The sequence below is a fragment of the Streptomyces sp. NPDC005931 genome (assembly GCF_042871235.1).
Classification (GTDB): Bacteria; Actinomycetota; Actinomycetes; order Streptomycetales; family Streptomycetaceae; genus Streptomyces.
The window spans coordinates 49,719-61,370 of record NZ_JBIAIG010000022.1; the positions used below are offsets into that span (position 1 = coordinate 49,719).

Sequence of the window (11,652 nt, forward strand, 5' to 3'; positions counted from 1 at the left end):
CCGCACCGCTTATCGCATCACGGCGTCAGGAATCAGAAGTGAGGGCTTTGGTGACATCAAAAAGCTCAAGGTCCTCCGCGCGTTTCACCGCTCCACCCAGCACCACGGCCATCTCGGCCCGGAACTCTGGCTGGCTCGCGCGCGCATCCGCGAGTTCATGTGCAGTCCTGCGCATGGCTGCGGCCAGCACGGCTACGTCCGACTCCGTGGGAGAGATCATCTCGTCTGCAGGGTCGACGCTCTGGGGGGGTTGCGACTGGACCTGCTCGTGATGCTTCATAGCCGTTCCTAACTTTGCGTTACTAGGCGCATCCACTTGCGTTAGGACATGGATGCCACCCTTCGGCCTGGTGCGCGCAGCCTCGCGTTCCAGTATCCCTCTGGCGGGTTCCCGCGCGACATTGCACGAAACGATCGCGATGCGGGGATGCTCCCCGACTTCAGATGGCACCGCAAGAGTCGTAGTGCAGAATGTTCGGCTCTGTGTCAAACCTCATCGGGGCTGCTCCTGTAACGGAGAGTAGGCAGTGCAGTGCATGCCTCCAAGGTCTCGTGACCGTGCCCGCTCGGCACTGGCATCGCTTGTCCCCGTGCGGATGCGCCGACCTGTCATGTCAGTGATCATCGCTCGGACAAGTCCGTAGTTCAGAGAACCCCGCCAGGCGGCCGTGCTGCGGCACTACGGCCTCCACAGCGTCGGCCTGCTCGCCGCCGTCCCGCCCGCGACCCTCCAGCGCCTCCTTGGCGGCCGCACCGGCCGCACGGCCGCCGACCACGCCCGCGGCATCGACCCCCGACCCGTCGTGCCCACAGCCCTGCCCGCCTCCGCCACGGTCCGCTGCTCCTTCGACCAGCACACCCTGGACGGCGCCGCCGTCCGCGCCGCCCTCCTCGACCTCGTCGTCCGGCTCGGCGCCCGCCTGCGCCGCCGCCCTCAGGCGGCCCGCGCCCTGACCCTCACGCTGAAGTTCGCAGGCGGCACCACCTGGGAGAAGACCCGCCGCCTGGCCGAGCCGTCCGCACACGACGACGACCTGCGCACCCTCGCCTACCAGCTGATGGACGCCGCAGGCCTCCAGCGCGGCCGCCTCACCGGCATCGCCCTGCGCGGCGAAGACCTCATCGACGCCGACCGGGTCGCCCAGCAGATCAGCCTCGACGACACCCGCGCCCTGGCTGCAGGCGGAAAAGACCGTGGACCGGGTCCGCGACAAGTTCGGGCCGGGCGTCATCGGGCCGGCAGCCGTCTTCCGCCGCGCCTCCTGACCAGCACTGTCACCCCCGGGCGCTAACCGTCCCCGAGCGTGCGCCGGGCACGCCGTCCCTGCCCGTGGCGCCGCCGCGGTGCTGCGACAGCCGCCGATGCCGCTCCACCGCGCGAAGCGCTGCGGAGCGTGTCCTCGCGCCGCGTGACGAACCGGCCCGGCCGATCGCCGTGCCAGCAGGTGGGAGGAGCCGCAGCGGCTGTCCGTCCCGCCGGAAGCGGCGTTGAGGGGCGACACCGTAGCCTGCTGGGCTTCTCGCCACGGCCGCGCCACCCTCCTTCGCCGCTGACGCCGTCCGTACGCCGCCGCCTGTCCCCCTGGGCCCCGGCGCACGGACGGCGGCCTCCCGCACCACCCCTTAGCAGAGGCAGGCAGCCGATGGCCCACGCGCAGGTCTGCGACGTCCCCCGCACCACCCAGCAACCGGCCCGCGCACCCCGCCCACTCCCCACACCCCCGCCCGCACCGGCAGACGACCCGGCGCTGCCGCGCACCCCGCCGACCTTCCGCGACGTGCTGCGCCACCGCTACTGCAGCCACCTGCTGATCTCCTCGGTCACCGGCCGCCTGTCGCTGGGCATGACGCCCGTCGCCCTGATCCTGGCCGCACAGGCGGACGGCCATTCGCTGCCGACCGCCAGTCTGCTGGCCGCGCCCTACGGCATCGCCCCGGCGCTCGGACTGCCGCTGCTGGGACGGCTGGCCGACCAGCGCGGCCTGCCCCTGCCCTGTCACCTGGGCGCCGCCCTCGTGGCCGCCGCCCTGGGCCTTCGCCACCGCCCGCCCCGCCAGCACCTGGCGGGCCGCACCCCGCCACCACGACCGCCTCGGCATGCTGCGCCCGCCCGCCCTGCGGCCCCTGCTGCTGTCCCTGGTTTTCCTCGGCGCCACGGTCGGCGCCCTCGACGTCGCCGGGATCGCCGTGGCCCAGCGACAGGACGCCTCCTGGCTGGCGGGCGCACTGCCCGCGACGTTCGCCGCCGGACTGCTCGGCGGCATCCTCTCCGCCCGCCTCCAGCCCACCACCGCCCCGAAGCCGCGTCACCTCCTGCTCCTGGGCGCCCAGTTCACGACCGCATGGATTCCCCTGCTGGCCCCGCTCCCCGCCCCGGCAATCCTGGCCCTGGCCATGCTGCCCGGCGCCCTGTTCGTCCCACTGCTGACCGTCGCGGGACTGACCGTCACCGCGCTCACACCACCGGGCACGTCGACCGAAGCAGTCGGCTGGATGTCCAGCGCCATCCGCCTCGGCCTGGCCGGCGGCACCGCCCTCGTCGGCCCCCTCGACGGCCACTTCACCCTCCCGCTGACGGCCGCCGCCTGCGCCCTCCTGCTCTCGGCCGCCACCTCACCCGCGCCCGCACCTCATGCCGCCTGAGACGATCCCCGGGTGGCACACCGGTCACGGAACCTGACCCGCGACGGCACCACCCGCGGAGGACCGCGCATCCATCGGCTCCCGGCTGACTCGTCGCAGCAGGCGGTGAGCAATCCTCACCGACGGCTGGCTGCCCGGTGCCGCTGGGACATCGACGCCCCCTTCGACGAAGCACACCCATACCTGGCCGTGGCAGACCGGGAACAGCGGTTCCCCAGACGGTGCTCGAGACGCATGACCGGCAGGCGGCGGCCGGTGACATCAGACGGGCCGCATCACCTGGGCCAGGCCCTCAGGGGTGTCTTTCACCTCCGGCGGTGGTCCAGGGTTTCCCCGGTATGTCACGCCATCGATTGTGACCTTGCCCGCCGCCTCGGGCAGCGGCAGGTGCTCAGTCCGACCGTCGGCCGGCCCACCGACGAAGGTCACCAGAACAGCTATCGAGCTCGGGTCCATCGAAGCCGTCGCCTCCGCATTCTCCGTGTTGCCCGGGGCCGCAGCACCCTCACTGGCGCCACCGCATCCCACGAGCACAGCCAGCAGGCCAACGCACCCCGCCATCTTCAAGATCCGCACTCGCGCATCCTGCCAGGACCAGATCAGCCCATCGCCTTCAGGCTCTGCCGCAACAGCCCAGTGACATCAATTCACATCAAAATTGATCATGAAAAAGCGTCGTGGGTGACTCCCGAATGCCGCCGACGCGACATCCACAGGAAGTGACGCAGCCGCCCCCCGCCACTGGCTCCATAAGGGCTCACCGTTCGGCTGCGTACGGCGGCCTTCCGACTTCGCCGGGGCGTACCGCGGCCCGGGCACCTGCGAAGCCCGGGCCGCCGCGGGGTCAGACCTTCGCGGGCTGCTTCTCGGCCTGCGCCCCGGAAGCCTGCTCGGCCTCACCCATCTCGGATGCGGCAGCCGCCTCGGCGTCCGCGAACGCGGTGTACATCGTGTTCCCCTGCTGGCGCGACTTCTCGGCGAGCCCCTTCTTGACCAGGGTGTCAAGACTGTTGCGCACCGTCTGGACGGACGTCGCCCGGCCGGGATGCTCCTGCGCGAGCCGGTCGGAGACTTCACGGACCATGCACGGCTGGCCGGGGGTCTTCAGCAGGATGTCCCGGGCGAGCTGCCACAGCGGCGGCCCCGTTTTCTCCTGTGCCGCGGCCTTCTTCGCCGACGCCTTGGGTGGCGGCCGCCTCCGGCGCCGGAGCCTGCTCAGCGGCCGCCTTCTTCACGGCGGAAGCCTTTGTCGCGGCCGAAGTCTTCTTCGCCGTGGTCTTCCTGGTGGTGGTCTTCTTGCGCGCGGTCTTCTTGGCGGCCGGCGCCTTCTTGGCCGGCTGCTTGGGCTGTTCCGCCTTCACCGACTCGTCCTGCCGCGGCTGCGGAACGCTCGGGGGTGCATCGGCGACGGCCTCGGCCGCCGCAGGGGTCTGCGGCTGTTCGTCCCTGGCCTGTGACAACACCTCGGCCGCGCCCTCACCCAGGGCGGCGGCCCCAGGCAGACTGCTCTGCGCCTGGGCCAGCCAGCTCTCCTCCACCCTGAGCTGTTCAAGACGCTCCTGCAGAGCGGCGATCTGCGCGGTGATGTCACGCTGCTCTGTACGGTTGGCCGCGAGGTCATCGGCGTATTGCTGCGCGTACTTGTTCTGGATGGGGGTCTTCTCGGGCTCGTCGGCCACGACAGCACGCTCCTTGTACCGGGTTGTTGCTGCCGGATGCTAGTCACCGAGACAGCGCGGCAGTTGCTCTCCCGTACGATCGCCACCCATGCGGGGGCCTGTGAAGAGCGTGCTCACAGCCCCCCGGGGCTCCACACACTCACCGGCCCGAACGTCACCAACCCTTCGCATTCCCAGGCCGTGGCCGACGCGTGCGTGCTCACTGGTGCCACGGGCGAATACGCAAGCAGGACGGGGCCGGGGTGCAACCAACGGTGCTGTCGTATCCGGTCATGCCTTCCCAGAGGAAGAGGCGGCAGAGGCACTCGGCAAAGGTCCGGGAGCGGCGCGCAACACCGTCCAACGAGCGACCAACGGGCGGAAGTAGTTCCGTGCCCTGTCCACCGCCATGACCCGCACGCTTTCGAAGTTGAGCGCCACCTCATCGAGGGATCGGCCGGTACGCCAGAGCTCGGTCGACTACCTCTTCAGCCGAGAGTTCCCGCTGTCGTGGCCAGAAGGTCAGGCCGCTGACAAGACGGGACGGGCATGCCAGGGCTCTGTCCAGCCTGTCCAGCCAGCCGTCCAGCTCGTCGTCTGAGGCGTAGTCCGCGTCCATGATCCGCTGCACGAGCGCGACCGCCTCCGCACGACTCATCTCCACAGCACTCATCACGTCCCTCCGCCGCGTCACCCTAACGGGGCGCGTGACCGTCAGCACAGCACCCCGTGCCCGGGGCCTGCGTCCGTATCGGCAGCAGCCTTGTCTGCACTCGCCGGCTCACCGGATGAGAGATGCCCTGAAGCACTGTCGTCCCACGGCCGGGGGCCGAACACGCTGTTTGCCGCCCTCACCACCCGGCGCAAGGGTCCGTCAGGCGGACCAGTGAACAGGACCCCCGTGCCAGGGGTTGGACTGCACACCCGGCACCGACCGGTGCCGGGGAAGCGGCGTTGCAGCGGTGCCGGGTGCCCTGCTGGGCTGTGCCACCAGCGGCTTGTCCCCCCCCGGCGCCGCTGCCACCGCCCGCACGGCGTGCCCCCTGACAGCCCACCGTGCGGGCGGCCCTCGCCGGATACCGCGACTTCCCACCGGCGGTACTGCGCTCACCCTCGACCTTCCGCGCTCTGCACCCACCCGCTTCGCCACCTCACGGAGGAACTCCGCACCATGTCCCCGCATTCACCGCGTGCCCGGTATCCGCGCCTGATGCTGCTCACCATCGCCACGGCCACGGCCTTCACCCTGACCGCGTGCGGCCTCGGCGGGCACAGCGAATCCGCCCGGCGCGCGACGGCCGTCCCCAGCGCGAGTCCCGCCGCCCAGGGCGTCGTCACGAAGGCGGCTGCCGAGCAGACGCTGAACACCTACGAGAAAAATCAACAACCGGGCCAACGCCACGCAGAACGCCAAGCAATCCTGGCCACCGTTGAGGCCGGACAGCTCAACGTCCAGTCCCGGGCAGACTACGAACAGTTCAAGACCTTCGAGGCGAAGGAGCAGCAGCGCTACCGCTCGCCCTTCTCCTACGAGGACCGCGAGTACTACATCCCGGGCGCCGGCACCGCCGACTGGTTCGCGGTCAAGGCTCGCTCCAGCGAGTCCGCGGACGGGGAAGCCCTGATGATCTTTGACAAGGTCGGCGGCACCTACAAGCTGACCCTCGCCGTCCACACCGACAAGGAGTCCATCCCGCCGATCGCCCGCGACAGGGACGGGATCGCCACCGCCGTCGACCCCGCCCGGCGCGTCGGGCCGCTCGCCGCCGACCAGCTCAGCAAGGCCCTCGAGGACCTGGTGGAGACAGGCGGCAGGAACGAAGGCCGGAAGCTGGCCTCCACACCGCTCACCCGGCAGTCCCTGAAACTCCACAGGGACCGCAACAAGCGCACAGCGGGCCAGAAGGGTCCTGTCACCTGGACCACCAACTTCGTCCACCAGCCACCTGCCCACCCGACGGTGTACGCGCTGCGCCTGGCCGACGGCGGCGTGATCTCCCTCTTCCCGACCGCCCGCACCGCGGAGTACCTCAACAAGCCGCAGTACCGCAGCAGCCGCATCCTCGTACCGGGCCCCACCCAGGCGCTCTACGACAGCCGGCCACGGGACCTGATCACCGACGAGTACCAGGGCCAGGCGATGGCCGTGCTGCACCCGCACCGCAAGGCCCGGGTGATCGCGCAGGAGTACCGGCTGGTCGACGCCCGATGACGAAAACCGCCCCGGGCCGCGGGCGCGCCGGCCCTGCCGAGGCGACGGCAGGGTCGGTGCGCCGCCCCCTGTCCTCGCCTGCCCCGCTGGGCGTGCGGGCCCCGGCGCGTGCCCGTACGGTTCCAGTGCCCGGCTCTGACAGGCAGCAGGGCTTGGCGGTCCCGTGCTCCGTTCGCACGCCGCGCGGGACCGCCCCAAGCATGCCGCGCGGTGACGGCCCAAGCAGGAGGCTCTTGGCCGCGATCAGGGGCGGACGCTGCGGTAGCGCACGCCCGGGCCCCACTTCTCCCGCGCCGCCGCCATGCACCATTCGCACAAGGGGCTGCCTCCGAGGCCGTAGCGGTGGGTCTTGCGCTGGCATGCGGAGCAGGGCCCGACCTTGTCACCCGGGCACACCAACGCGGAGGGGTCCGGCTCGGTGACCGGCGGGCAAGGGGGTGGCCGTGGCGACCTGTTCCGGGGGTGTAGGTGAGAAATCGCTGTGCAGGCAGGATATCGACCGGATGGCACGAGTGTTCGATCAGCGGGCCGCGGCAGCACAGCAAGCGGCACGGCCAGCGGGCCCCAGTGCAACGCGCGCCGCGAGGTCCCTCACCGCTGCGGGACGGCGGCCCGCGCCCTGATCCGGTCTGCCAGGCGGCCGCATGGCGCTGGACGCCGCACCGGCGATGGGGCACGCGTAGTCTGGTGGTGCTCGGGGTGAGTGCGGAGGTGTGCCATGCCCCGAACGATCTGGTCCGGCGCCATCAGCTTCGGCCTGGTCACCGTGCCGATCAACGTGGTCAGTGCCACCGAGGACCACTCGGTGAGGTTCCACCAGTACCACCTTCAGGACATGGGCCGGGTGCGCGTGCGGAAGTTCTGCGAGGTCGAGGACCGCGAGGTCACCGGCAGTGAGATCGGCAAGGGCTACCAGCTCACCAGGGAGCAGGTGGTCCCGATCACGGACGAGGAGCTGAGCAATCTTCCGTTGCCGACGGCGAAGGCGATCGAGATCGAGGCGTTCGTGCCGTTCGCGTCGGTCGACCCGATCCGGATCGGGGAGGGCTACTACCTCCAGCCCGCCGGGCAGGTGGCGGCCAAACCGTACAAGCTGCTGCTCCAGGCCCTGGCCCGCTCGGCGAAAGTTGCCGTCGCCAAGTACGCCTGGTCCGGCCGGGAGCGTCTGGGCCTGCTGCGCGTCCGCGAGGACGTGATCGTGCTGCACGCGATGCGCTGGCCGGACGAGATCCGCGACCCCGCCGAGCTGCTCCCGCCGCCGGTCGAGCTGTCCGACGACGAGATCGACGGCGCGCTGGCGCTGATGGACACGATGGCCCGCGAGGACCTCGAGGGGGAGGAGTTCCGCGACACCTACACCGAAGCCCTACAAGAGATCATCGAGGCGAAGCGGGAGCACCGCGAGCTGCCCGACGTGCCGGAGCCGGCCGCACCGGAGCGGGTGGTGGACCTGATGGCCGCCCTGCAGGAGTCGGTGCAGAAGGCCAAAGCCTCCCGGGGCGAGGACGCCGAGGTCCACGATCTGCCGAAGCCCAAGAAGACGGCGCGCAAGGCGCCCGCGAAGAAGCAGCCCGGCACCCGCAAGCAGCCGGCCGCGAAGCCGTCCGGCCGAAAGCCGCAGCGCAGCGCGTAACACCCTTCACGGCACCTGGGCGCGGGAGAATGGTTCCGGCTCTGCGTCCCGCGGCCCCCCGAGCCGGGACGCACAGCCACTCCGGCCCAGGGATCCTTCGGCTGAAGCCCTGCAGTGCCTTTCGCCGCGAGGCGAGCGCCCTGTTAGCGACCACCGAGCCGTTCTGCTTGGCCCGGCACCTGCCGGGCGGGAGCCGATGCTGCTCTTCGGTGCCCGGCGCGGGTGCCAGGGTCAGCGGGCGAGGGTGATCTTGACGGGTGGGTTGGGGCAGGCGCCGAGGATGCGGGAGAGGGCTGTCTGTTCGGCCGCGTCCACGCTCAGGCCCCACCGGGTTTTGACCGCCACCCAGTCGGTGGCGTAGGCGCAGCGGTAGCCGGCCGCCCCGGGCTGCCAGGTGGCGGGTCGATGTCGAGGCCGCGGGCGGCGGTGAAGTAGGTGTCGCCGTACGGCGAGTACCACAAGCCCCCGGTCAGCGCGCACCCCGCGCCCTGTTCGGGGGCGGTGACGGCTTCGGCGAGCAGCACCTCGGCGCGCGTGCTGCAGCCGTCGCGGTCGGCCTCGGTCCAGTGGCGGAGCCTGTCCCGCTCGTAGCCGCTGCGGTCCTCGTCCCGGACGGGGAGGGCGGCGAGAGCATCGCGGACCGGCAGTGCGACCGTGTCACCGGGATCAGCGTGCGCCGCGGTGCCCGGGGTGAACAGGACGGCCAGGGCGCACAGAGCCGCCGCGGCGGCAAGCGGGAAAGACGCACGGGCGGGGTTCCTCTCGAAGACCACGGACACTCCGACGCGGTCTTCGTACCGGCAACGCGCACCCCGGCTCGGGGTTTCGGCTGCCGGCTTACCCTTCCGGGCGGTAAGTCACATCGAACAGCGGCAACTTCCGACCGGTCGGCGGCGCAGCGCCGGCAGCCAACGAGGCGGGCTGAAGCGGATCACGCTGCCAACCGGTCGTTAGGACAAAGCATGGTGGTTGTCACCGATGTGGCGCGCTACCTGGCACCAGCGGCAAGCGAAGCAGATGTCACCGCGTTCGGCTTCTGGTGGGCAGGGTGCCGGGCGACGGCCCTCGGCGATCACGGGCCATATTCCGCGCGCCCTACGCGAACCCCGACCCTACGATCACCTGGTACGACTGCTGGAGGGGCGGGAATGCTCGAGGACGGGACAGCGGCAGCGACGCGGCTCGCGGGAGGCGCGCCGCTTCACAGCACGCTTGATGTCGCCGACCCCGCTGACTGGCTCGCGCTGGACGCAGGAGTGCGTGAGGTGGCCTGGCACCGCCCGCAGCTCCTGCCGGGGTGGGAGCACTCCGCCCCACTGCCTGCCGACCTGACTCAGCTCGGCGAGTCTCGGCTCGCACTCGCCCTCTGCCACCGCGACGGGCGGATCCGTCAGGAGGCGCTGCGCCAGTCGGGCCGACACCCCGGTCTGCTGCCGTTGGTCGTGATCCGCTGCGCCGATTGGGTCGGCCCAGTACGCGAGCACGCCCGGCAGTTGCTGCGCGAGGCCCTGAACGTGAACTCTGCCCTCGACCTCGGGCCGCTCATCCTGGAGGCTTCTGTCAGGCTGGTTCCCGATGTTGCCGTCACTCAGCGGATGGTTCGCCTTCGGGATCGGGGAGTTTCCTCACATAGCGCCTGATGGCTTGTAGTAGCTCAGATCGCTCTTCTGGTGTGGCCTCCTCGAGGCTTTGGATGGACTGCAAGATCCGAGAGGCGCCGTAGGCCATAACCCTGAGAAGGCCCTCGGCCACAAGTAGTACAACCGCGCCCGATGCTACATAGAAAGCCTGTTTAGCCAATTGCGGGTCGGTTGGCGGCTCATGGGTCCCGGACCACAGCAGTACCTTCACCTGCACCCATACGAGTGCGGCTGACACGGCAAGCCATACGCCGGAGGAGATGAGTGGGAGCAGCGTCTTGCGCAGAACTCGAACAGGTTGCGCCGCGAGGGCTATCGCTTCTAGGTCTTCGGGGCGGGGCGCTTCACCGCGGCGGATCGATTCCAGGGCGCGGGTCCTTGCGTCCATGCCGTCTTCTGTTGTGCCAAGGTGGGAGTCGGCCCACCGGCGTAGCAGTGAGTAGCTTTGCACGGAGCCGATGAGCAGGGAAGCCAGGATGATTGTGGTGATTAGTGCGGCGTAGTCGTCGCTCATGGCCCACTTCATGCGCCCCCCAGTGACCAGGCCCTGGCGCGAACCTATCCCTAGTATCGCGGGACCGCCGCTTATCCGACGTAGTTGATCTGTAACACAGTGATCGTCTCCGCGTCGGCCGCCGCGACAGAGGTGCCTTCGGCGTCGATGTGCTCGGCCAGATCCTGCGCCGGGCATCGAGCGGGCAGCTCGCTGTTCTCTTCGCTGACCCCGACCGCATCGTCCGGCGGTTCGCGTACCGGCTGGCCATCGAGGGCCGGCTGCTTCGTCCCGCTGAGCTGGCCAGCGCGGCCGCCGGGGACCAGGACGCCGTGGTCCAGGACCTGTGTGCCACAGCGGCGCTCACGGCTCTGGGGGATGAGGATGCCTACGAGGGTGTGCTGCCTCCACTGCTGTCCGCACGCAACCCGCGTGTCCGTTCGGCCGGCGTCACCGCGCTGAGACGGGCGGGGCGGTCAGAGCAGGCGGAGCCGTTTCTCAGCGACCGTTCCGCGCTCGTGCGTGCTTGTGCCCGGTATGTCGTACGACAGCAGGGTGGTGACCCGGCGGCCTGGTACCGGAAGCGGTGCACGGTACCAGACGACCCCGAGTTGCCGCCCGGTGCGGTCATCGGGCTGGCCGAGTGCGGGAACCGCGCGGACGCCGGGCTGCTGCGGCCGCTGCTCGCGCACCCGGCGGCCGCGGTGCGGGCGCGGGCGGTGGCAGGGTTGCGGGCGCTGGACTGCGCGGATGCGAAGCAGTTGCGGCCGCTCCTCGACGACCCTGCCGCCGGGGTCGTCCGCGAGACCGCCACCGCCCTGCTGCCCTCGGCCAAGGAGTTGCCCGCCGACTGGCTATTGGAGCGCACCGGCTCCGAGCGGCCGCGGCACGTCCGCGTCGGCGTGTTCCGGCTGCTCGACGCGCGCGGCGGCATCGTGGCGCTACGGGCGGCGGTCGGTCTGTTCGAGGACCCGGATAGGAAGCTGCGCACCTGGGCCGCCCAATCAGTGCAGCGCTGGCATCCATCGCCGGACGGGCGGGGCGGCGACGTGGAGGTGGGTGAACTGCTCGACCGGAGCCGACACCTCTTCAGCGACCACACGCTGCGCCGGCGCAAGTGGGAAGCCGGGGTGGACAGCTGAGACTGCACCGCGGTCCAGGTCTCTGCTCAGCCCTCGCCGCCAGGTGGCCCTGGTGACAACGCACCTGCCTTGGTGACAACTATCGTGCTTTGGCTCACGTGGTGTCGCTGTCTGCTCCTCCAAACCCCCTGTTGCTTACAGCTCGAACTGGAGGTGTTCGAGGTCGGTGAACTCGACTTCGAGGCCGTGGGCGCGGCGTCCGTTGTCGCGGAAGTAGACCTCGCCGAGGGC

10 protein-coding genes and 1 pseudogene are annotated in these 11,652 nt (G+C 70.5%); 5 read left to right on the top strand and 6 right to left on the bottom strand.

The window, feature by feature from the left end; all coding sequences use genetic code 11:
• Positions 1–25: 25 nt before the first annotated feature.
• Positions 26–280 carry a hypothetical protein gene (locus ACFYOV_RS31785; RefSeq protein WP_389093747.1) on the bottom strand — a complete coding sequence of 85 codons (255 nt, stop codon included), beginning with the start codon at positions 278–280 and terminating at the stop codon, positions 26–28.
• A gap of 388 nt (positions 281–668) precedes the next feature.
• Between ACFYOV_RS31785 and ACFYOV_RS31790 the strand changes: the two genes are divergently transcribed.
• Positions 669–1,292, top strand: a complete 624-nt coding sequence (locus tag ACFYOV_RS31790; RefSeq protein WP_389093749.1) for a hypothetical protein — start codon at positions 669–671, stop codon at positions 1,290–1,292.
• Positions 1,293–2,097: 805 nt separating this feature from the next.
• Positions 2,098–2,643: a hypothetical protein gene (locus ACFYOV_RS31795; protein ID WP_389093752.1), complete on the top strand. Its 546-nt coding sequence runs from the start codon at positions 2,098–2,100 to the stop codon at positions 2,641–2,643.
• Between the two features lie 844 nt (positions 2,644–3,487).
• Here the strand turns inward: ACFYOV_RS31795 and ACFYOV_RS31800 are convergent.
• The 3 genes from ACFYOV_RS31800 to ACFYOV_RS31810 all read right to left on the bottom strand — a co-directional run bounded on the left by ACFYOV_RS31800 (position 3,488) and on the right by ACFYOV_RS31810 (position 4,974).
• The gene (locus ACFYOV_RS31800; RefSeq protein WP_389093754.1) at positions 3,488–3,727 is read right to left on the bottom strand and encodes a BlaI/MecI/CopY family transcriptional regulator; all 240 of its coding nucleotides are present in this window, start codon (positions 3,725–3,727) and stop codon (positions 3,488–3,490) included.
• Positions 3,717–4,322, bottom strand: a complete 606-nt coding sequence (locus ACFYOV_RS31805; protein WP_389093756.1) for a hypothetical protein — start codon at positions 4,320–4,322, stop codon at positions 3,717–3,719. Before ACFYOV_RS31805 ends, ACFYOV_RS31800 begins: the two co-directional genes overlap by 11 nt.
• 421 nt (positions 4,323–4,743) lie before the next feature.
• Entirely contained in the window at positions 4,744–4,974 is a 231-nt protein-coding gene (locus ACFYOV_RS31810) for an e9imm peptide (protein WP_389093759.1), read from the bottom strand.
• Between the two features lie 498 nt (positions 4,975–5,472).
• On the opposite strand from ACFYOV_RS31810, the gene ACFYOV_RS31815 reads away from it, so the two are divergent.
• Together ACFYOV_RS31815 and ACFYOV_RS31820 are read left to right on the top strand one after the other, a co-directional pair.
• A complete protein-coding gene (locus ACFYOV_RS31815) occupies positions 5,473–6,513 on the top strand; it encodes a hypothetical protein (protein WP_389093761.1) in 1,041 nt (346 codons plus the stop codon).
• A 718-nt stretch (positions 6,514–7,231) separates the two neighbouring features.
• A complete protein-coding gene (locus tag ACFYOV_RS31820; RefSeq protein WP_389093764.1) occupies positions 7,232–8,146 on the top strand; it encodes a Ku protein in 915 nt (304 codons plus the stop codon).
• Between the two features lie 317 nt (positions 8,147–8,463).
• Here ACFYOV_RS31820 and ACFYOV_RS31825 read toward each other — a convergent pair whose 3' ends face one another.
• Together ACFYOV_RS31825 and ACFYOV_RS31830 are read right to left on the bottom strand one after the other, a co-directional pair.
• A complete protein-coding gene (locus ACFYOV_RS31825; protein WP_389093766.1) occupies positions 8,464–8,919 on the bottom strand; it encodes a hypothetical protein in 456 nt (151 codons plus the stop codon).
• An 811-nt stretch (positions 8,920–9,730) separates the two neighbouring features.
• Entirely contained in the window at positions 9,731–10,300 is a 570-nt protein-coding gene (locus ACFYOV_RS31830; RefSeq protein ID WP_389093769.1) for a hypothetical protein, read from the bottom strand.
• A gap of 107 nt (positions 10,301–10,407) precedes the next feature.
• Between ACFYOV_RS31830 and ACFYOV_RS31835 the strand changes: the two are divergent.
• A pseudogene (locus ACFYOV_RS31835) lies at positions 10,408–11,421 on the top strand (hypothetical protein); the annotation flags it as partial.
• Positions 11,422–11,652: the final 231 nt, after the last annotated feature.